At 61.9% G+C, this 22,341-nt stretch carries 14 protein-coding genes; 7 read left to right on the forward strand and 7 right to left on the reverse strand.

Features of this window, described 5'->3' with window-relative positions; all coding sequences use genetic code 11:
- Positions 1 to 212: 212 nt before the first annotated feature.
- The 3 genes from Q9451_RS27305 (at position 213) to Q9451_RS27315 (ending at position 6,688) form a co-directional block, all read left to right on the forward strand.
- Complete coding sequence (locus Q9451_RS27305; RefSeq protein ID WP_345960812.1) at positions 213 to 4,043, forward strand: EAL domain-containing protein; 3,831 nt, start codon at positions 213 to 215, stop codon at positions 4,041 to 4,043.
- A 193-nt stretch (positions 4,044 to 4,236) separates the two neighbouring features.
- Positions 4,237 to 5,490: a serine hydroxymethyltransferase gene (gene glyA / locus Q9451_RS27310; RefSeq protein WP_345960813.1), complete on the forward strand. Its 1,254-nt coding sequence runs from the start codon at positions 4,237 to 4,239 to the stop codon at positions 5,488 to 5,490.
- Positions 5,491 to 5,734: 244 nt separating this feature from the next.
- Entirely contained in the window at positions 5,735 to 6,688 is a 954-nt protein-coding gene (locus Q9451_RS27315; protein WP_012270417.1) for a bile acid:sodium symporter, read from the forward strand.
- 51 nt (positions 6,689 to 6,739) lie between these two features.
- Here Q9451_RS27315 and Q9451_RS27320 read toward each other — a convergent pair whose 3' ends face one another.
- From Q9451_RS27320 to Q9451_RS27335, 4 genes are all read right to left on the reverse strand, one after another.
- Positions 6,740 to 9,076 carry a TonB-dependent siderophore receptor gene (locus tag Q9451_RS27320; RefSeq protein ID WP_345960814.1) on the reverse strand — a complete coding sequence of 779 codons (2,337 nt, stop codon included), beginning with the start codon at positions 9,074 to 9,076 and terminating at the stop codon, positions 6,740 to 6,742.
- 131 nt (positions 9,077 to 9,207) lie between these two features.
- Positions 9,208 to 10,137, reverse strand: coding sequence for a FecR family protein (locus Q9451_RS27325; RefSeq protein WP_012270415.1), 930 nt, complete (start codon positions 10,135 to 10,137; stop codon positions 9,208 to 9,210).
- Positions 10,138 to 10,142: 5 nt separating this feature from the next.
- On the reverse strand, positions 10,143 to 10,640 hold the full coding sequence (locus tag Q9451_RS27330) for a sigma-70 family RNA polymerase sigma factor (protein WP_012270414.1): 498 nt from the start codon (positions 10,638 to 10,640) through the stop codon (positions 10,143 to 10,145).
- Positions 10,641 to 10,926: 286 nt separating this feature from the next.
- A complete protein-coding gene (locus Q9451_RS27335) occupies positions 10,927 to 11,856 on the reverse strand; it encodes a malate dehydrogenase (protein ID WP_012270412.1) in 930 nt (309 codons plus the stop codon).
- 334 nt (positions 11,857 to 12,190) lie between these two features.
- Between Q9451_RS27335 and Q9451_RS27340 the strand changes: the two genes are divergently transcribed.
- From Q9451_RS27340 to Q9451_RS27355, 4 genes are all read left to right on the forward strand, one after another.
- Positions 12,191 to 13,576 (forward strand): gluconate:H+ symporter, encoded by a 1,386-nt coding sequence (locus tag Q9451_RS27340; RefSeq protein ID WP_012270411.1) that lies wholly within the window; start codon positions 12,191 to 12,193, stop codon positions 13,574 to 13,576.
- A 141-nt stretch (positions 13,577 to 13,717) separates the two neighbouring features.
- Complete coding sequence (locus Q9451_RS27345; protein ID WP_012270410.1) at positions 13,718 to 14,224, forward strand: sigma-70 family RNA polymerase sigma factor; 507 nt, start codon at positions 13,718 to 13,720, stop codon at positions 14,222 to 14,224.
- On the forward strand, positions 14,221 to 15,177 hold the full coding sequence (locus Q9451_RS27350; protein WP_012270409.1) for a FecR domain-containing protein: 957 nt from the start codon (positions 14,221 to 14,223) through the stop codon (positions 15,175 to 15,177). Before Q9451_RS27345 ends, Q9451_RS27350 begins: the two co-directional genes overlap by 4 nt.
- Before the next feature lie 128 nt (positions 15,178 to 15,305).
- On the forward strand, positions 15,306 to 17,750 hold the full coding sequence (locus Q9451_RS27355; protein ID WP_012270408.1) for a TonB-dependent siderophore receptor: 2,445 nt from the start codon (positions 15,306 to 15,308) through the stop codon (positions 17,748 to 17,750).
- A 210-nt stretch (positions 17,751 to 17,960) separates the two neighbouring features.
- Here Q9451_RS27355 and Q9451_RS27360 read toward each other — a convergent pair whose 3' ends face one another.
- The 3 genes from Q9451_RS27360 to Q9451_RS27370 all read right to left on the reverse strand — a co-directional run bounded on the left by Q9451_RS27360 (position 17,961) and on the right by Q9451_RS27370 (position 21,950).
- Complete coding sequence (locus Q9451_RS27360) at positions 17,961 to 20,366, reverse strand: TonB-dependent receptor (protein WP_012270407.1); 2,406 nt, start codon at positions 20,364 to 20,366, stop codon at positions 17,961 to 17,963.
- Positions 20,367 to 20,448: 82 nt separating this feature from the next.
- Entirely contained in the window at positions 20,449 to 21,447 is a 999-nt protein-coding gene (locus Q9451_RS27365; protein ID WP_012270406.1) for a FecR domain-containing protein, read from the reverse strand.
- Entirely contained in the window at positions 21,444 to 21,950 is a 507-nt protein-coding gene (locus Q9451_RS27370; protein WP_012270405.1) for a sigma-70 family RNA polymerase sigma factor, read from the reverse strand. The genes Q9451_RS27365 and Q9451_RS27370 overlap by 4 nt, the downstream gene beginning before the upstream one ends.
- Positions 21,951 to 22,341: the final 391 nt, after the last annotated feature.

Below are 22,341 nucleotides of genomic sequence, written 5' to 3' on the forward strand. Positions count from 1 at the left end.
GCGCTATTCTCGCACAGGTTGCAGGGGCTTGCCGAACCACCGGGCAGGCACCATCGGTCAACATGGCTGGCACTTTGCCATAATCCTAGGCATGCTAGCCGGTTTCGGGTGTCCGGCCTTATAGTGCGCCACCGCGTCGCAACAACCAGGCACCGGCATACACCGTGCATGATCCTTCCCTGCCATCGCCAGCCCAATCGCAGGATCAACGCTTGACCAACCTTACTCATCCGTCGTCATTGCGTACCGCGCAACAAGCGCCCGCCGTTACCCTGCGCGGGTCGATCAAGGGTGCGCTGGCACTGTTGGCCCTGATTCTGCTGGGCCTGCTGCTGTGGCAACTATTCGCCCAGTTCAACCATACCCAGGCCGACCTGCGCAAACAGAGCCTGGACGCCACCGCGGAACTGGCCGACCACCTGAGCCTGAACATGGCGTTCAAGGCGCAGCAGGCAGTGAATGTGGTGCAGCCCTATGTCAATGCACCGACACCCGCTGCCCTGCCGAGCCTGGTGGACACCCTGCGCGAGCGCCTGCCTGCCTTGCAAAGCGTGGCCTGGCTGGACAGTGCCGGGCAACTGCGCGTCGACAGCCTGGCCGGCAGCCCGGACCGCCAGTTGCTTGACGAACTGCTGACACTGAACCAGGGGCGCCCGTACTTCTTCACCAATTCGGCCGACAACCGCACCCTGTATCTGTTGCTGCGCCAGGCCGCCGAACAGGACCGTGGCTACTGGTTGCTGCGCCTTTCACCGGACTACTACCGCGAGCTCACCCTCTACCTCGATGGTGGCGGCCACCCGCTGTGGCTGCTGGAGAACAGCCGCAGTGGCGAGGTGCTGCAGAGCCACGCCCCAACCGATACCAGCAACGCGCCGCTGCAAAGCGTGATGCTGGCCTTCATCGACAACAGTACCTGGCAGTTGCGCGGCCTGTTCGACGCCGAGCTGGCCCAGCAAAAGTTATTGCCGGCGCTGATCGGCAAATGCCTGCTGGTGCTGTTTTGCGCCCTGCTGCCGGTGCTGGCGCTGATCAACATGCGCCGCCGCCAGCGCGCCCTGCAGGAAGACCGCCGGCGCTATCAGGAAATTTTCGAAGGCACCGGCGTGGCCCTGTGCGTGCTCGATTTGTCCAGCCTGCCCAGCCAGCTCGACCGCTACCACCTGCGCAACCGCGCTGCGCTCAAGCACAGCCTGGCGCTGGACCCGAACCTGCGTCGCTCGCTACTGCTGGAGCTGAAGATCACCGAGGTCAACCAGGTGGCGCGCCAACTGCTGAACATCGAGTGCCACGAAGGCGCATGGCAGCGGCTGATCGACGGCACCGGCGATGGCCGCGACAGCGTCGGCATGCAGCTGATCGACGCACTGATCGAGCAACGCCAGCTGCTTGAGCTGGAAGTGCGCCTGCCGGCACCGCTGGGCGGCGAGCTGCACCTGTGGTTGATGGCGCGCCTGCCGCAGCAGCGCCGCGACTACCAGGCAGTGATCCTCAGCATCAGCGACATCACCAGCCGCAAACAGGTCGAGCTGTCGCTGCTGGAGCGCGAAGGCTTCTGGTCGGACGTGGTGCGCACCGTACCCGACCAGTTGTACGTGCAGGATGTGCTGAGCCAGCGGATGATCTTCAGCAACCGTCACCTCGGCCAGACCCTGGGCTACGACCGTACCGAGCTGGCACAGATGGGCGACCGCTTCTGGGAGCTGCTGCTGCACCCCGAGGATGCCGCGCACTACCAGGCCCTGCGCCAGCAACAGCGCGACAGCGGCCATGACCAACCGCTGCACTGCCAGTTGCGCTTCCGCCACCGCGACGGCGGCTGGCGCTGCTACGACATTCGCGAGCAGGTGCTGACCCGCGATGCCGAAGGCCTGGTGACGCGCATCATCGGCGTGGGCAAGGATGTGACCGTGCAGATCGAGGCCAGCCAGTCGCTACGCGACAGCGAGCAGCGCTACCGCATGCTCGCCGAAAGCATCAGCGACGTGATCTTCTCCACCGACAGCCTGCTCAAGCTCAACTATGTAAGCCCCTCGGTGCAGAGCGTGCTGGGCTACCAGGCCGACTGGATTTTCGCCAACGGCTGGCAGTCGATCATCGCCAACCCGGCCCAGCTCACCGGCATCTACAGCCTGATGGAGCGCGTCAGCAAAGCCATGGGGGAGCCATCGCAACTGGCGCAACTGCGCAGCCAGCTACCGACCCAGCTGTTCCTGTTCGACTGTCTGCGTGCCGATGGCCGCAAGATCCCCATCGAGCTGCGTCTGGTGCTGGTGTGGGACGATGACCAGCGCTTTGAGGGCGTGCTTGGGGTGGGCCGCGACATCAGCCAGCAACGCCGTGCCGAAAAAGACCTACGCATGGCCGCAACGGTATTCGAACACTCCACGTCGGCGATCCTCATCACCGACCCGGCCGGCTACATCGTCCAGGCCAACGAGGCGTTCAGCCGCGTCAGTGGGTACGCCGTCAGTGAAGTGCTCGACCAGTTGCCGGGCATGCTCACCGTCGACGAACAGCAGGAGGGCCACCTGCGCTATGTGGTCAAGCAACTGCACCAGCGCGGCAGTTGGGAAGGCGAGGTGTGGCTCAAGCGCCGTGACGGCGACCACTACCCGGCCTGGGTGGGCATCACGGCGGTACTGGACGACGAAGGCGACCTGGCCAGCTACGTGTGCTTCTTCACCGACATCAGCGAGCGCAAAGCCAGCGAACAGCGCATCCACCGCCTGGCCTACTACGACGCCCTCACCCACCTGCCCAACCGCACGCTGTTCCAGGACCGTTTGTACAACGCCCTGCAACAGGCCGAGCGGCAGAAGGCCTGGGTGGTGCTGATGTTCCTCGACCTCGACCGTTTCAAGCCGATCAACGACTCCCTCGGCCATGCCGCCGGCGACCGCATGCTCAAGGACATGGCCCTGCGCCTGCTGGCCTGCGTGGATGACGACGACACCGTGGCACGCATGGGCGGCGACGAGTTCACCCTGCTGCTGCAACCGCGCCCCACCCGCGAGATGGCCCTGAACCGCGCCATCCATGTGGCCGAGAACATTCTCGGCAGCCTGGTGCGGCCGTTTGTGCTGGAAAACCGTGAATTCTTCGTCACGGCCAGTATCGGCATCGCCCTCAGCCCGCAGGATGGCAGCGAGCTGAGCCAGTTGATGAAAAACGCCGACACCGCCATGTACCACGCCAAGGAACGCGGCAAGAACAACTTCCAGTTCTACCAGGCCGAAATGAACGCCAGCGCACTGGAGCGCCTGGAGCTGGAAAGCGACTTGCGCCATGCCATGGAGCAGAACGAGTTCATCCTGTACTACCAGCCGCAGTTCAGCGGCGACGGCAAGCGCCTGACGGGCGCCGAGGCCCTGCTGCGCTGGCGCCACCCAACCCGTGGTCTGGTGCCACCGGGCGACTTTATCCCGGTGATCGAAGAACTGGGCCTGGTGGTGGACGTGGGTGACTGGGTGCTGCGCGAGGCCAGCCGCCAGCTCAAGGCCTGGCACAAGGCCAAGGTGCGGGTACCCAAGGTGTCGGTGAACATATCGGCGCGGCAGTTCTCGGACGGGCAACTGGGCACGCGGATTGCCAATATCCTCGAAGAAAGCGGCCTGCCACCGGCATGCCTGGAGCTGGAGCTGACCGAAAGTATCCTGATGCGCGAAGTGAACGAGGCGCTGCAGATTCTTGCCAGCCTGAAAAACCTCGGCCTGAGCATTGCGGTGGACGACTTCGGCACGGGTTACTCGTCGCTCAACTACCTCAAGCAGTTCCCCATCGACGTACTGAAGATCGACCGCACCTTCGTCGACGGCCTGCCCGAAGGCGAGCAGGACGCGCAGATCGCCCGGGCGATCATCGCCATGGCCCACAGCCTCAACCTGGCGGTAATCGCCGAGGGCGTGGAAACCCACGAACAGCTGGAGTTCCTGCGCGAGCATGGCTGCGACGAGGTGCAGGGCTACCTGTTTGGGCGGCCGATGCCGGCGCATCAGTTCGAGGCGCAGTTCTCCAACGAGACCCTGTTCATGTTCCATTGATGTGCCAGCGATGGGGCGCGCGGCGCCCCTGAAAATGGACCTTAGAGTCAACTCATGGATCTACGCAGCCCAGACACGGCGCGGGATGCAACATGAGCCCCATTGGTCCGCGACTTGATGCCACTTCATATGCCAGCCGCGAATCAATCGGTTAGAATGCCCACCCAAATTACCCCGATCCTTGAGGACCGCCATGTTCAGCCGTGATTTGACCATTGCCAAGTACGACGCCGAGCTCTTCGAAGCCATGCAGCAAGAAGCCCTGCGCCAGGAAGAGCATATCGAGCTGATCGCTTCGGAAAACTACACCAGCCCGGCCGTCATGGAAGCTCAGGGCTCGGTCCTGACCAACAAGTACGCCGAAGGCTACCCAGGCAAGCGCTACTACGGTGGTTGCGAGTACGTCGACATCGTCGAGCAACTGGCCATCGACCGTGCCAAGGAGCTGTTCGGCGCCGACTACGCCAACGTCCAGCCGCACGCTGGCTCCCAGGCCAACGCTGCCGTCTACCTGGCCCTGCTGTCGGCCGGTGACACCATCCTGGGCATGAGCCTGGCCCACGGTGGTCACCTGACCCACGGTGCTTCGGTAAGCTCGTCGGGCAAGCTGTACAACGCCATCCAGTACGGCATCGACGGCAACGGCCTGATCGACTACGACGAAGTCGAGCGCCTGGCTGTCGAGCACAAGCCAAAGATGATCGTTGCCGGCTTCTCGGCCTACTCGCAGGTTCTGGACTTCGCCCGCTTCCGCGCCATCGCCGACAAGGTCGGTGCCTACCTGTTCGTCGACATGGCCCACGTTGCCGGCCTGGTTGCCGCTGGCGTGTACCCGAACCCGGTGCCGTTCGCCGACGTGGTCACCACCACCACCCACAAGACCCTGCGCGGCCCACGCGGCGGCCTGATCCTGGTCCGTGCCAACGCCGACATCGAGAAGAAGCTGAACTCCGCTGTCTTCCCAGGCGCCCAAGGCGGCCCGCTGGAGCACGTAATCGCCGCCAAGGCCATCTGCTTCAAAGAAGCCCTGCAACCTGAGTTCAAGGCTTACCAGCAGCAAGTCGTGAAGAACGCCCAGGCCATGGCCAGCGTGTTCATCGAGCGTGGTTTCGACGTGGTTTCCGGTGGCACCCAGAACCACCTGTTCCTGCTGTCGCTGATCAAGCAGGAAATTTCCGGTAAGGACGCTGACGCTGCCCTGGGCAAAGCCTTCATCACCGTGAACAAGAACTCGGTCCCGAACGACCCACGTTCGCCGTTCGTCACCTCGGGCCTGCGTTTCGGCACCCCAGCCGTTACCACCCGTGGTTTCAAGGAAGCCGAGTGCAAGGAACTGGCTGGCTGGATCTGCGACATCCTGGCTGACCTGAACAACGAAGCGGTGATCGACGCCGTACGTGAGAAGGTCAAGGCCATCTGCAAGAAGCTGCCGGTTTACGGCAACTGATTGGCGCCAGCCTGAAGTGAAAAAGCCCGGCCCAGTGCCGGGCTTTTTCGTTTTTCATGAACCAGGTTCGCTGACCTGTCGCGGTCCCTGTGGGAGCGGGTTTACCCGCGAAGAAGGCAACGAGGTGAATGGCACCGGCTACGCCGGTGTTCGCGGGTAAACCCGCTCCCACAGGTAATATGCTTGCCTTCAGTACTTGGGCCCAGTCCAAGCTGACTCCCCATTACCAACCACAGGCCACACCTTGACCAGAGAACAACTCGAGACCCACCAGATCCCGATCTACTTCGCTGCCGTGCTCGCCGCCGTTGCCTTCGGCTTGGTGGCCACTGACAGCGCGCGGTATCTGGAAGCCGTGGTCACCCCGGCCATTGCCGTGCTGATGTACGCGATGTTTCTGCAAATCCCTTTCCTCGACCTGCGCCAAGGCCTGGGTAATCGCCGTTTCATGGGCGCCCTGCTGCTCGCCAACTTCATTCTTGTGCCGCTGTTGGTCTGGGCGATCACTCGCGGGTTGGTCGAGCACCCGGCGATTCTCGTCGGTGCCTTGCTGGTGCTGCTCACGCCCTGCATCGACTATGTGGTGGTGTTCACCCACATCGGCAAAGGCGACTCGCGCCTGACCCTGGCCGCCACGCCCGTGCTGCTGCTGCTGCAACTGGTGCTGCTGCCGGTGTACCTGGCACTGATGCTGGGCGACAGCAACCAGGTGGCAATCTCCGTCACCCCGTTCGTGGAAGCCTTCGTGCTGCTGATCGTGTTGCCGATGGTGCTCGCTGTACTCACCAGCGCCGGCGCCCGTCGCTCGCGCACTGTCGCAGCCTGGAATGACGCCTGGGCGTGGCTGCCGGTGCCAGCGATGGCCTTGGTGCTGGTTGTAGTGATCGCGTCGCAGATAGCCGTGGTGCTGCGTGATTTCGACCGTTTGCTGCCGGTGATTCCGGTGTACGTCGGCTTCATGCTGCTGGCGCCTGTGCTCGGGTTCGTCTGCGCGCGGCTGCTGCGCCTGCCGGCCACCGAAGCACGCTCGGTAACCTTCAGCGCCGCCACACGCAATTCGTTGGTCGTATTGCCGCTAGCGTTGGCGCTGCCGGAAGACATACGCGGGTTGGCGGCAGCGGCGGTGATCACCCAAACGCTGGTGGAGCTGGTGAGTGAGCTGGTTTATGTGCGAATGGTGCCTCGGTTGGTGCGTTGACACCGGCACCCGCAATACCAGCGATGGGCCGCAAAGCGGCCCCTTGGGTAATCACCAGTTATACGTCACCGTCCCGTAAACCGTGCGCTGCTGCCCATACTGGCAGCCCATATCGCTGAAACAGCCGGCCACATACTCCTTGTCGAACAGGTTGCTGGCATTGAGCGCCAGCTCCACGCCTTTGAGCGAAGCGTCCAGCTTGCCCAACTCGTAGCTGACCATCGCATCCACCAGCACGTAGCTGTCGACCTTGAAGCTGTTCTGCGCATCGCCGAAGGTGCTACCCACATAACGGGTGCCAGCGCCCAGCCGCAGCCCGTTCAGCGATCCACCTTGCAACTGGTAGTCCGCCCACAGCGAGGCCATGTGCTCCGGCGTACGGAACGGCGTATTGCCCTGGGTGCCGCGCTCGGACTGGGTAACTTCGACATCGTTCCAGGTGTAGCTGCCAATCAGGTTGAATCCCGGCGCCAGCTCGGTTCTGGCCTCCAGCTCGACACCGCGTGAGCGTACTTCGCCTTCCTGGCGGCTGAAGCCGTTGATGGTCTCGGTGACGTTCTGCTTGGTCAGCTCGAACACCGCGATGGTGTACAGGCTGTTGCTGCCCGGTGGCTCGTATTTCAGGCCCAGCTCGTACTGTTTGCCGGTTTCCGGGTCGAGCTGGGTGCCATCGGCGGTAATGCCCATCACCGGCAGGAACGACTCGCTGTAGCTGACGTACGGCGCCAGGCCATTATCGAACAGGTAGACCAACCCGGCACGGCCGCTGAATTTCTCGTCCTTCTGAGTTTGCGGGGCGCGATCGTCCTTCTGGTTGACCGCCCAGTCGTAGCGCCCGCCCAGCAGCAACACCCAGTTGTCGATACGCAGCTGGTCCTGCAGGTACACGCCGGTCTGGGACAGCTTCTGCTCATAGCTGGCAAAGCTGAACGGCACTGTGCTCAGCGGCTGACCGTACACCGGCTGGAACGGGTCGAAGCTTTGCAGGATGAAGTCCAGTGACTGCTGCTGGTCGAACTTGCCGTTGTTGTAGTCCACCCCACTCAGCAAAGTGTGCTCCACCGGCCCGGTCGCGAAGTCGGCCTGAACATGGGTGTCCACCGTAAACAAACGGCCATCGCCCTTGCGCTGGTCGCTGTAACGCGAATACTGCCCACCGCCGACTGGGCCGAACAAGGCGATTTCGCTGCTGGCCTGGCGGTAGTTGCTGTAGCGCACATTCTGGCGCAGGGTCCAGGTTTCATCGAAGTGATGTTCGAACACATAGCCCAACGAGGTCTTTTCGTTGGTCATGAAGTCGTAGGCGCTGTCGCCCACGTAGGTGTCACGGTCCAGCCGGCCACGCGCATCGCGGAACACGGTGCCGCTGGCGGGAAGCGAGTTGGCGAAGTTACCAGTCTGACGCTGATACTCACCCAGCAGGGTGAACTCGGTATTGGCACTGGGCCGATAGCTGAGCGCCGGGGCGATGTACTGCCGGCGGTTGGTGATGTGATCGGTCTGGGCATCGGTTTCGCGGAACAGGCCGGTCAGGCGATAACTCCAGATGCCTTCGTCATCCAGCGCATCACCCAGGTCGAAGGCGCCTTGCTGATAGTTCAGGTTGCCGGCCTGCAACTGCACTTCGTGCAAGGGCTGCTGGGTGGGGCGCTTGCTCACCAGGTTGATCTGCCCGCCTGGGTCCGAGGCGCCGTACAACACCGAGCTGGCACCACGCAGTACCTCGATGCGCTCCAGGCCATACGGTTCTGGCGCGTCCCAGCCGAGAAACTCCGGCAGGAAGGTACGGGTGCCATCGCGCAGCATGCGCCCGGTGCCCTGCTGGAAACCGCGGATGGACAATTGATCGACGACGAACTGCGGGCCAGCCAGTTCGGTGTTGACGCCTGGGGTGTAGCGCAGCGCCTGGGCCACGGTCTTGGGTTGCTGCGCCTCGATCTGCTCGCGGGTAATGACCGAGACCGAGGCTGGGGTCTCGATCAACGGGGTGTCGGTCTTGCTGCCGACCGAGGAGCGCTTGGCCACGTAGCCATCGTCCGGGCTGACGGAGCTGTAGGCCTGGCCAACGATCGACGTGGCCCCAAGCTCCAGCGCGCCAGACGATTGCGCAGCGGGCTCCAAGGTGACGCTGGTGCTGCCGGTGGCGCGCCAGGTCAGGCCACTGCCCTGCAGTAGCTCGGACAGCGCCGCTTCCGGTTCATGCCGCCCAGTGACGCCTCGGCTGCTCTTGCCCTGCACCAAATTGCCATCGAAGATCACCTGCAGTCCGCCCTGCGCGGCCAGACGGTTGAGCGCACTGGCCAGGGGTTGCGGGGCGATGTCGAACTCACGCGGCTCGGCCAGGGCCAGCCCTGGGAGCAGCGCGCACAGCAAAGAAAACGACGTCATCGACGCCCTGCGAAATTGCCCTCGGTCCATCACACTCCCCTTTCAAATACGAAGCATTCGTTTTTGAGAAGGGATGACGGATGACTGTGACAGACCCGTAAAAATAATTGTCGATGCAGGCTAACCCGTGCTCAGTCGCGCGCCTCAAACACCAGCAGAAAATCCGAGTACCGATGAATGCTCAGGGGGAACGCCTGCTCAAGGGTCGCCAAGCCTTCATCCAGCCGGTCCAGCTGGAAGGTGCCACTGACCTTGAGCCCACGCAATTGCTCATCGCCAATCAGCAACCACCCCGGCCGATACCGTTCCAGAGCCTTCAGCACCTGCGCCAGCGGCGCCTGCTCGAACACCAGCCGCCCCTGCTGCCAGGCCAGTGCACTGTCCACATCCAGCCCGTGCTTGCCGCCCAACCGCCCAGCCTCTCGCCCCACCGCTTCACCGGCAGAAAGCTCGACCCGGTCGGCGGTATCACTGACTGCCACCCGCCCACGCTTGACCACCACCCCCACCGACGCGCCCTCACGGCTCACTGCATACACAGTACCCAACGCCGTAGCCTGCACCGCCCCTGCCTGCACGGTGAACGGCCGTGCCGGGTCATGCGCCACCTCGAACACCGCCTCGCCCTTGCGCAAGGTGATACGCCGCGCCCGGTCATTCATCTCAACGTCCACAGCCGACTCGGCATCCAGGCTGATACGCGAGCCATCACTCAACGTGACAACCCGGCGCTCCCCTACCCCGGTCCGATAATCCGCGCCCCATTGCCCATGCCAGGCCAACGCCACGCCGACGCCCAGCACCAGCACCGCCGCACTGGCCAACGCCCATTGCCGGGCCGGCGCACGCCGCCGCGCAGGGGCCTGAAGCTGCCCGCTCAACGCCCATAGCCGTCTTGCCTCGACAAACGCCTGCTGATGCTCCGGCGCCTGCGCGCACCAGGCCCGCGCCGCCTCCACGTCGCCAGGCCGCACATCCCCCGAAGTCAGACGCACTACCCAGGCCTGGGCAGCCCGGCGTACGTCAGGTGAGGGGTCGAGGGGAGCGGAAGGCTTGTGCATAACGGTCAACGTTGCAAACTCTGGCCCAGAAAGTCCAGCGCAATGGCCAACTGCTTCTCCACCGTGCTCACGGAAACGCCCAACTGCTCGGCCACCGCTTTGTGCGCCATACCCTCCAGGCGGCACAGCAGAAAAATCTCCTGGCAACGTGGCGGCAGGCGCTGCAACGCCTCGGCCATCAGCGCCAGCTCGCGCCGGGCGGCGACTTCGGCAAATGGCTCGGGGCTTTCGCCGGTGACTTCGTACAGGTACGCCATACCTTCGTCATGCTGCCCCCGCGTGCCACGGCTGCGGGTGTGGTCGATGACCAGGTTGCGGGCAATGCGAAACAGCAGGCTGCGCAGGTTCAGCACCGGGGCCCGGGGTGGTTGGCGCAGCATGCGCAGGTAGGTTTCCTGCACCAGGTCGGCGGCGGTGTCGGTGTTGCGCAACTGGCGGTACAGGAACGCGCGCAACTCTCCGGCATGGGCCTTGAAAGCCAGTTCCAGCTCTTCGGTCTTCATGCGTGGGGGCGACCCGGGCGGGGGAAGAAGGCGCTGACTTTAACGATAAGGGTTTTCATTTACAACGGGCGCCTTGCACCCCGCATCCTGGGCATTGCCGAGCTTGCGCTGCAGCCACTGGCGGATCCAGCCGTGATGGAAACGGTAGAGTGCCTCCAGTTCGAGGCCTGGGGCTGTAGCACTGGGAACGGGCAATTGGAGCGCGGAACGTCGGCGGCGTTGGTCATGGGTGGCGCTTGGTCTAGAAACCGAGCGCCACCTGCGCGGCGCGTGATCTGCCCCTCGCTTACAAAGCCTTCATCTCATCAATATCCCGCGCCACCTGATCCGCAGACTGGTCGAACATCGCCTGTTCCTGCGCATCCAGCGGCAACTCGATCACCCGCGCAAGCCCCTCGTCTGCGAGTACACAGGGCACGCCCATGGCAATATCCTTGCGCCCATATTCACCCTGCAGAATCGCCACAGCCGGCAAAATGCGGTTTCGCCCATTGGCGATGGCATCCACCATCTGTGCAATCGCCACGCCCGGTGCATCGCAGGCGCTGCCCATCTTCTTCAAGCCCAGAATCTCGCCGCCGCCTTTGCGAGTTCGCTCGACAATCTGCTCGATCTGCTCGCTGGAGAGAAAATGCGACAGCGGCACCGAGCCGATCTGGCAGTAGCGCATCAGCGGCACCATGCTGTCGCCATGCCCCCCCAGCACCAGCGCCGTGATGTCCTTGGCAGAAAAGCCGGTTTGCTCGGCGATGAAACACTTCATGCGTGCGGTATCCAGCACGCCCGCCTGCCCAAACACCTTGTCGCGCCCCAGCCCGCTGACGCTCCAGGCGCGATAGGTCAGCACGTCGACCGGGTTGGACACCACCAATACCGTCGCTGCCGGGGCATGGTGTTTGATGTCCGTCATGATGCCATCCAGTATCGGCAGGTTGATGCTCAGCACATCCTGACGTGACTGGCCGGGCTTGCGCGGTACGCCCGCCGTAATCACCACCAGGTCGGAACCGTCCAGCATTTCGGCCTTGGCCCCGCCGTAGACTCGGGTATCCGAGCCAGACTCCACGGCGGCCTGCCACACGTCCAGCGCTTTGCCCTGCGCCAGCTCGCCCTGAACATCCATCAACACCAGCTCACGGCACAACTCATCCCGGGCAATGATCTGCGCCGCGGCCTCGCCGACCAGGCCGGCACCTACGATTGTCAATTTGTTCACCAGACACCTCCCAGCGGCGCGCGCCACTAGGAACACGCCTGCGTATAGAAAGAAGTATTGCCCGCTGGGGCCAAAAGGCCACCCGAAGGCGATACCTGGCCATCAGAGCCAACCCGCATCGGCACGCCCGCCAAGACCCGACTGCCTGCTCTTGACAGTCTCCCGCCGCAACGCGAATACTTTGAGAGGATTCATATAGATGACCAAATAACAAGGTGAATCACCCCATGAATGCTCTGCCCTGCAATGCTTTTTCGCCCGGTGCTGCCCCTGTGTGCACCCGCCTCGGATTCACCCCTTCAGCTAAAGCGCCCGCCCAACCGAGACTGCCTGAATGACCCCCTTGGATATACAGCTGCTACTGACCGCTCTGGTCAGTGTCCTGGTGCTGGTGGCACTCATCGTGTCGCGCCTGAAGATGCACCCGCTGCTGGCCTTGCTGGTGGTGTCCATTGGGGTGGGCTTCGCTACCCGCATGGAGCCAGGCAGCATCGTCTCCCACTTGCTTACCGGCGCTGGAAAAACCCTGGGGGCCGTCGGGGTGGTGATTGCCCTTGGCGCGATGCTCGGCAAAATTCTGGCTGACGCTGGCGTCACCGAGCAGGTCGCTGATGTCATCCTCAAGCGCACCTCGGACCGCATGATTCCGTGGGCCATGATGTTGGTTGCCTTCGTCATTGGCATCCCCATGTTTTTCGAAGTGGGCCTGGTGATCATGCTGCCGCTGATTTTCAGCGTGGCGCGCAAGCTGGAAAGCAAGGCCCGCTTCAAGGGCTCTGCATACGTGTATGTAGGCGTGCCGGTGATTTCGGCGCTGGCTGCCATGCACGGCATGGTACCGCCGCACCCTGGCCCCCTGACCGCCATCGCGGTACTCAAGACCTCGGTTGGGCCCACCATGCTTTACGGCTTCCTGGCGGCTATCCCGGCAATGATCCTGGGCGGCCCGCTGTATGGCATGTTCATTTCGCCGCGCATGAGCACTCGGCCTGATCAGGCTTTGCTGGACCAGTTCACCCTGGCTGAAAAAGCCGACGATCAACCCCGCCCCGGCGTAGCGATCGGCATGCTGGCCGCGTTGCTGCCGGCGATTCTGATGCTGGTGCATGCCGTCGCCGAGATGCTGCTACCCAAGGGCAACCCGTTGCTGGAGCTGGCCAGTTTCCTCGGCAACCCGCTGATCGCCATGTTGCTGGGCGTGCTGTTCGCCGGCGCCAGCCTGGTACTGGCGCGCGGCGGTGACGCCGAACACCTGCGCGATGCACTGGGCAAAAGCCTCAAGCCTATCGCCTCGATCATCATGATCATCGCCGGCGGCGGGGCTTTTCAGGAGATGCTGACCAGCGCCAAGGTGGGTGATGCCATTGTGCACCTGACTCAGCAATCGGCCTTCCCGCCCTTGATGCTGGGGTGGTTGATCGCGATGTTGCTTTCGGTGTCTACCGGCTCCGCCACGGTAGGTATCGTTGGGGCTGCCGGCTTGCTGGCACCGCTGGCGGGTGCTGACCCCAGCCTCAACCTGCCGTTGCTGGCCTTGTCCATCGGCTGTGGCTCGCTGTTCTTCAACTATGCGAACCATGCAGGGTTCTGGATGGTGAAAGAGTCCTTTGGGATGACCATGGGCGAAGCCACCAGGACCATCTCGGTGGTGCAGTCCATCGTGGCGGTGGTCGGGTTGATTGTGGTGCTGGTCTTGAATGCGGCAATTACTGTGAGTTGATCCCGGGGCATTGCTCAAGCTGCACGCCCCATCGCCAGAAGGTTGTGCAGCCGATTCCGGCAAAGGCAGTTTCCAAATTTCCTCTTCCCCCCTACAATTGCAACTGATTCTTATCTGCGGCCAATTGACGGGAAGAGGAACGTGCCCACTGATGCCCCGTTACAACCCCTCGACAGCCTTTATCGCGACCACCACGGCTGGCTGCAAGGTTGGCTGCGTCTGCGCCTTGGTGATCGAGAACGGGCTGCGGATATTGCCCAGGACACTTTCCTGCGCCTGCTGGTAACGCGACGCCTGCCAGAGCAGAACGACGGCCGCCGTTTCCTGGCCCAGATCGCCCGCAACCTGGTCATAGACCAATGGCGCCGCCAACGGATCAAGCACGCTTACCTGGAGAGCCTGGCCGCCCTCCCCGAACCAGAAAGCCCGTCGCTGGAAACCCGCGCCATCGTGATCGAAACCCTGATGCAGATCGACGCCATGCTCGACAGCATGCCGGCGAAGGTGCGCGAGGCGTTCCTGCTGTCGCAGTTTGAAGGGCTGACCTATAGCCAAATCGCCGAACGCCTCGAAGTCAGTGTCAGCTCGGTACAAAAGTACATGCTGCGCGCCATCACCGCCTGCTATCAGGTGCTGTACGCCGAATGAAAACTTCCAACGAAACGCCCATCGCCGCAGCCATCGTCGAACAGGCCAGCCATTGGTTAATGCTGCAATGGAGCGGCGAGCTGGACAAGGCACAACAGCGTCGCTTTGCTGAGTGGCGAAATGCGGACCCGGAACATGCCCGTGCGTGGCAGCGCCTGGAGCACCTGCAACATACCCTGAGCGGTGTGTCAGCGGATACCGCGCTGGCCGTGCTACGGGAGCAGCCTGACGCGCGCCGTCGACAGACGCTGAAACTGCTCAGCGCCCTGCTTTTGGCTGGCGGCAGCGGTTACATCGTCCAATCGCAATTGCCTTGGCGCGAGGCCATGGCAGATCTGCGCAGCGGCACGGGTGAGCGCCTGCAGCGCACGTTGGCCGATGGCAGCCGGCTTGGCTTGAACAGCGGTAGCGCGGTTGATATCCAGTTCAGCGCAAGCGAGCGCCGCATTCGCCTGCTCGCTGGGGAGTTGCTGCTCGACAGCGGCCATGACCCCGCGCAACGCCCACTGATCGTGGACACCATAGCCGGGGATGTCCTGGCACTCGGCACGCGCTTTTCCGTGTACCAACATGACGATAAATGCCAGGTCGACCTGTTTGAGGGCGAACTGGAACTGCGCCCGCGTCAGGCTCGCGCCATACGCCTGCAAGCCGGACAAGGTTGCTGGTTTTCCACCACCCAGATCGGTGACATCGCACCCGCGAATCTCAACGCCATCGCCTGGCACGATGGTCGGCTGATCGCCGAGCGCATGCCGCTCGGGCAGTTCACCGCAGAACTGGCTCGCCATCGGGCCGGTATGCTGCGCTGCGACCCTGCCGTCGCCGCCCTGCCGCTAACCGGCGTTTTTCCGCTGGCAGACACCGACCGCGTACTTACAGCGCTAGAGCAATCCCTACCGGTAAAAGTACACCGCCTGACACGTTATTGGACCACCATCAGTCCCGCATGACCAGCGTTACCCAAGTGCTGCAACGGCAATGAATGAAAAAAACGCTGCTGCCCGTTGTCGGTTTTACCGACTCGTCCGGGATACCTCTTGAATTTAACCAAGAAGCATTCTCAAGAGGAACAGTCAGAATGCCGTATCTGCCCACAACACCCCGTTCTCGATTGAGCCTTGCGGTTCGTCACACCCTGTTTGCCGGCTTGCTTTGCAGCAGCCCCCTTCTACTGGCGCTGCCCGCAACATCGGCTGGCGCCAGCGAGCAATCACGCAGTTACGCCATCCCCGCCGGCGGCCTGGATCAGGCGTTGAACCGCTTCGCGAGCGAGGCCGGCATCCTGCTTTCTGCCGACGCCCAGCTGACCGCCGGCAAGCGCAGCGCTGGGCTCAATGGCAGCTATGACATTGACGAGGGCCTGGCCCAGCTGCTGGCGGGTACTGGCCTTCGGGCACTCAATAGCGGTGGCAACTATACGGTGGAGGTCGTTGCCGACAGTGGTGGCGCCCTGGAGTTGAGTGCAACCAACATCATCAGCAACCAGCTGGGCACCGTCACCGAAGGCACGGGGTCCTACACGCCCGGCACCATCGCCACGGCCACCCGCCTGGTGCTGAAACCCAGGGAAACCCCGCAGTCGATCAGCGTGGTCACTCGTCAGCACATGGATGACTTTGCCCTCAACACTGTCGACGCAGTCATGCGCCACACCCCAGGTATTACCGTGTCGGCTTACGACACTGATCGCACCAACTACTATTCGCGCGGTTTCTCGATCAACAACTTCCAGTACGACGGCATCCCCTCCGCCGTGCGCAACGTCGCCTACTCGGCAGGCAACACCCTGAGCGACATGGCGATCTACGACCGTATCGAAGTACTCAAGGGCGCATCCGGCCTACTCAGCGGCGCAGGCTCGCTGGGCGGCACCATCAACCTGGTACGCAAAAAGCCCACCGCCGACTTCCAGGGCCACGCCACCCTGGGTGCAGGCTCGTGGGACAACTACCGCAGCGAACTGGATGTCAGCGGCCCGCTGACCGAAACCGGCAACGTTCGCGGCCGGGCCGTGGCCGCCTATCAGGACAAGCATTCGTTCATCGACCGCTACTCGAGCCAGAACTCGGTGTTCTACGGCATCCTCGAGTTCGACCTGTCACCTGACACGCTGCTGACGGTAGGCGCCGACTACCAGGACAACGACCCCAAGGGTTCCACCTGGTCTGGCAGCTTCCCGCTGCTCAATTCCAAGGGCGAGCGCAACGACGCCAAGCGCTCGTTCAGCAACTCGACCGACTGGAGCAGCTGGCAGCAATACACCCGCACGGTGTTCGCCACCCTGGAACACGACCTGGGTGACGGCTGGGTGACCAAGCTGCAACTGGACCACAAGTACAACGGCTACGATGCGCAAATGGGCGCCATCCAATTCGACCAGCCGCAGCCCGACGGCAGCGCTGAAATCAACGCACAACGCTACAAGGGCGACACCACAAGCGACTCGGCTGACCTTTACGTGAGCGGCCCGTTCAGCATGCTCGGCCGCGAGCATGACCTGGTACTGGGCGGCTCGATCAGCAAGGCCCACTGGAGCGGCAAGGGTTACTGGGACGAAACCTTCTCGGTGCCGAACCGGGTGGACTACAACAACTGGCACGGCAACCTGCCCAAGCCCGACTGGGGTCCGGTGTCGCAGCGCACCGACGATGTCATCCGCCAGACCGGCGTGTACCTCACCACCCGCCTGAACGTGACCGACGACCTGAAAGTGCTGCTGGGTGGCCGCGTCGTCAACTACAGCCTGACCGGCCTGACCCCGACCTACACCGAGTCCGGGCGCTTCATTCCCTATGCCGGCGCCATCTACGACCTGAACGAAAATTTCTCGGTCTACGCCAGCTACACCGACGTGTTCATGCCCCAGGAAAACTACAACCGCGACCGCGACAACAAACTGATCGAGCCGGATGAAGGCGAAAACTACGAAATCGGCATCAAGAGCGAGTTTTTCGACGGCCGCCTGAACGCCAGCCTGGCCTACTTCGAGGTCAAGGAAAGCAACCGCTCGGTGCCGGATGACGCCTACAACAACCAGACCCCTACCCCGCCCAACTACGCGTTCAAGGGCAGCAAGGCGACCACCAAAGGCTACGAGCTGGAAGTGTCCGGCGAGCTGGCCCCGGGCTGGCAGGTGCAGGGCGGCTACACCCACAAGGTGGTGCGCGACAGCAACGACGTGAAGCTCTCCACCTTCGAGCCCGAAGACCAGCTAAGCCTCTACACCACCTACAAACTCACCGGTGACCTGGACAAGATCACCGTTGGCGGTGGTGCGCGTTGGCAGAACAAGGCCTGGCAGCAGATCTGGAACAGCCCCAAGGGCGTGAACGAGGACGTTACGCAAGAATCCTACTGGGTGGTGGACCTGATGACCCGCTACCAGATCACCCCGAACCTGTCGGCGACCGTCAACCTCAACAACATCTTCGACAAGTATTACTACACCAACGTCGGCTTCTATAACTCGGCCATCTACGGCGAACCGCGCAACGTCATGGTCACTACTCGCTGGGACTTCTGAGGCCAGCGCGGGCCAGGGGCCTGGCCATCACCCAGGCTATCGCGTCACCCGGTAAGAGCAGCCTTGTGCTGCTCCTACAGGTTCCGTGCTTACCGTGGCATCGCCCAGCAGCGGCCTTGCGCAGAACTCAAACACCCACACAATCGCTGTAGGCGCTGGCTTGCCTGCGATGGGCTGCGCAGCAGCCCCAGCCTCCCTCAAGGGCACAAGTCAGAAGTTGTACTTGATACCCGTCATGATGTTTCTTGGCGCACCGTACATACCGTGGTCGCCGGCATAGCTGAGGTACTCGCGGTCGAACACGTTGTTCAGGTTCACAGACGCACTCAGATGTTGGTTGAAGTCGTAGCGCGCCAAGAGGTTGGTGACGGCATAGCTGCCCTGAGTGAAGGTGTGCAGGTCGGCACCGGTTTTACTCTGCCAGTTCACACCGCCGCCAAGGGTGACCTTGTTCAAGATGCCCGGCAGGCGATAGCTGGTGAAGGTCTTCAGACTGTGGCGAGGCAGGGTAGTAACGATACGTTGGTCGTCAGCGTCGGTGCTGACTGCATAGGCATAACCGGCAGATGCCTGCCAGCCTTCAGCCAGTTCTCCATCCAGGGTGAATTCAGCGCCCTTGGTAGTGGTGCCCTGTTCTGACTTGTACGTGTTGCCGCCTGGGGTATCGATCCAGATCGCCAGGTTGTCCTGCTCGATCTTGAACAGCGCGACGCTGGAGTTCAGCTTGCCATCGAAGTGGCTGCCCTTGATACCAACTTCATAACCGGTGCCTTCCATCGGGTCCAGTGGTTTGTTGTTGATGTCGCGAACCCAGGACGACTGAGGGTTGAAGATTTTCGTATAGCTGGCATACAGCGACCACGTATCGTTGACGTCATACACTACGCCGGCATACGGAATGTAGACGCCGGTCTCCGACTCTTTGGTCTTGGTTTTTTCTGCGTTGTAGGGTTTGTCCTCGATCTCACGATGCCAGTCGATCACGCGGCTACCCAGCAAGATACTGAGAGCGTCGGTGGCATGCAGGCGCGTGGCGAGATAAGCGGCGTATTGGGTTTCGTCGTTAGTGGATTTGCCAGTGACGTTGAATTCCGGTTTTACCGAGTTGCCGTTCCAGTTCAGCAGGTTGTCGATCGCCCCGGCCGGAGAGCCGGAATAGTCGTACTTCCAGCCGCCATAGCTTGGCACGTTCTCGTAGTAGTTGGACAAGGTCACACCGGCAATCAACTCGTGCTCGCGGCCCAACAGGCCGAACGGGCCGGTCAGGTAGGCATCGATGTTGTTCTGGCGCGGGATACCAGAGAAACGCACGGGCAACTGAGTGGTGCCGCTTCCGTCCGGGTTGAGGCCACCGTTTACGTAGTTGAAGACTTCATCGAACTTGTTTTCGGAGTGGGTCAGCTCGATCTTCCCGCTCCAACCATTGGCGAACTGCTGTTCGATCGACGTGAAAAAGCTGGTTTGTTCATGGTCGTTGTACGACCAGGTTTGAGCTGAATTGAGCGAGCGTTTGAGGTTGGTGCGAGAGCCGTCGGTGAAACGGGTCGGCAGGCCAGAGCGCATTGGGGAGTCAACGTCTGTGCGTTGGTAACTGAAGCCCATGGTCAGTAGGGTGTCTTCAGTCAGGTCAAACTCGGTAATGCCGTAGATCAGTTGCGAGTCCTGCTTGTAGCGGTCGACCCAGGACCGCTCGGTCTTGAAGTCGGCGACCACACGACCGCGTACGTTACCGGTTTCGGTCAGCGGGCCAGACACATCAAAGCCGGTACCGTAGCGGTCCCAATTACCGGCTTCGGCCCAGACGCTGGCCTGTGCCTCAGCGGTCGGACGCTTGCGGATCAGGTTGATCGTCGCTGAAGGGCTGCCCAGGCCGCTGATCAAGCCGGTAGCACCGCGCACCACCTCCACACGGTCATACATGGCCATGCTCTGGGTGTAGTTGTCCATGCGCTTGACGGTGGGCACGCCGTCGATTTCAAAGTTCTGAATCTCGAAGCCCCGAGAGAAGTAACCGTCAGACTCCGCACCCAGTCCGTCGCGCAACACGATGACGCCCGGCGTGGCATCGAGGGTGTCACTGAGATTGGTCAGGCGCTGATCATCCAGGCGCTGGCGGGTCATGACGGTCAGCGACTGCGGGGTTTCTTTGGGGGTCAGGTTCAGGCGGGTCGAACTGCTGGATGAATAGGTGGTGTACAGCCCGGTACCTTCTGTCGTCGACCCGGGCGCTTTGCCCGAAATTGAAATGCTTTGAAGCTCCAGGGCGCTAGAAGCTGGCGCTCGTTGCAGGGTGTATCGCCCATCCGGCTGGCGAACCGCAATGAGTTGGCTGCCTGCGAGTAGCACCTGTAAAGCACCGTCGACCGTGTAATCACCACTCAAACCAGGGCTGTTTTGCCCGGCAATCAAATCATTGGGAAACGACAGCAGCAAATGGGCTTGCTGGCCCAGTTGGTTGAGCGCAGTACCGAGTGACGCCGGGGGAATTTCGTAGTGTTGCACGCTGTTATCGGCGGCTGCCCACACGGGCGATGAAGTAGCGATCAGAACCGCCGCGGCGCAACCCAATGTGTTGGCGAGCGACCTGTAGTGCGACGAAATACTGCGGTGAGGCATGTGAAGTTCCCCCGATGATTTTTGATGTATGGCCTATGAGTCTCGCCAGAAATCAAAACGGCTCATCGAGGACGAAAAAACTTCAGACGTTCGCTGGCGAGGGACGCAAGTTGATCCACAGGCGAGTGAAACGCTGTACCTCCAATTGCAGCGTCTGGGCGACGGCATCGATGACTCGATCGCTGTCAGCCAGCGGGTAGGTGCCCCACACGCGCAGATTGGCCAAGGCGGCGTCGCACCCAAGATACCCATGACGATAGCGGCCAAGTTCGTCGAGGAAAGCCTGAAGCGGTTGGCCGTTGGCGACGATCATGCCTTCGGCCCAGGCGGGGCTGGATGCTTGCATTACACCCTGATCGAGCACCCCAAGCGGCCCGAAACGCGCCAGTTGCCCAGCTTGCAGGGCAGTCCAGGTGCCGGCCTGAGTCGGGGTCACTTGAAGCGAGCCACGATAGACCGCCAACTGGGTAGAGCCATTGTCGAGCTGCCGTATCGTGAAACGTGCCGAGGACGCTTGCGTGCGAACCTGAGCGGTATCGATGTATAGCGCCGGGTTCAAGGCAGCATCAATCAAGACCTCGCCGCTGAGCAATCGAAGGTGCCAACGATGGCCCGTCGCACGAGCGTTTATCGCGCTATGGGTATTGAGTTCTAGCGACAGATCCGAGGCCAGCGCAACACGTCGCTGCTCGCCCACACCCGTGGTGTAATCGGCACTGAGGCGCGACACCATTTCGCTGTCTCGACTCATCCATGCACCGGCGCTTGCAGCCAGCAACAATGCCAACCCTTTTATCGCCCGACGCCTGCTCAGCTTTTCCTGGGAGGGAAGCAACAGCGCCCGCCGGGCAAGGTCTGGATCGCCTCGGGTGCGCAAAGAGTCGAGCTGCTCCCCCAGCGCCAAGGCTTTTTCCCAGGCCAGTTCATGCAAAGGGTGTTCACTGCGCCATGCCACAAAAGCGGCCTGTGCGGATGAATCGAAATTGGCCTCCTGCATATCGAGCCACCACTCCATCGCCTCCTCACACATTTTTGGCGATAGCGATGGTTCTCGGCTAACGGCGTTACCGGAAATCGTCATTGCAGCGATCCCGTCACCAGCATGCATCGCGCACCCGCCTTGATGATATGGCGTTTGACGGTAGCGATCGAAATACCCAACCGTTCGGCAATTTCTCCGTGGCTGAGCCCGTCCAGTTGCGACCAGAGAAAAGCCTTTTTGACGGCGACATCCAGTTCGCAGAGCGCTTCGTCGAGCCGAACCAGCGTCTCGAAAACAATCAGTTGGGTCGCCAGATCCGGCAGCACGCTTTCGTCTTCCGTCTGGAGCGCATCCAGGTAGGCTTTTTCCAAGCGTGCGCGGCGATAGTGGTTGGACAGGACGCTGCGTGCCACCTTGGCCAAGAAAGGCCGAGGCTGGCGGACTTCAAACGCCTGGTCACTGACCAACAGACGCATGAAGGTGTCCTGCATCAAATCAGCAGCGCGGTGTGAGCAACTCAATTGCCGATACAGCCAGCTACGCAACCAGCGGTGTTGCTGTTCGTACAGAGCAGTGAACTGAGCGGTATCGACGGATGCCATTAGCGGTCACAGAATTGATGCAAATGAGAAGCGGTATCATATTTGACTAATAGGGTGCCGACAAGGATGCAAAAGGGCGCAGTGTGTGAAGGGCTGCGTAGCAGCCCCAATACCCCTATCCAACGGGAATGGACCACCAGGCTGCGGTAACCGGCCTTGTTACGAAAGCTCAATCGCGGGTTGTGTTCGCACTCCAGCATTTCATCGTGATGCCAAAACCAGGTTTGGCCGAGCAGCCGGTGTCAGTCAAGAAAGCAGTAGTACGAGCCAAAAGGGCAAACCCCTTTCTCGAATCGACTTTATCCCGACCATTACCCCCTTAAATCGGCTGGCAGCTGTCGGAATCCGACGGAACGCTATAACGAAAAAACCCGCCAAAAGGCGGGTTTTA

It is taken from the genome of Pseudomonas sp. NY8896, from assembly GCF_039634505.1.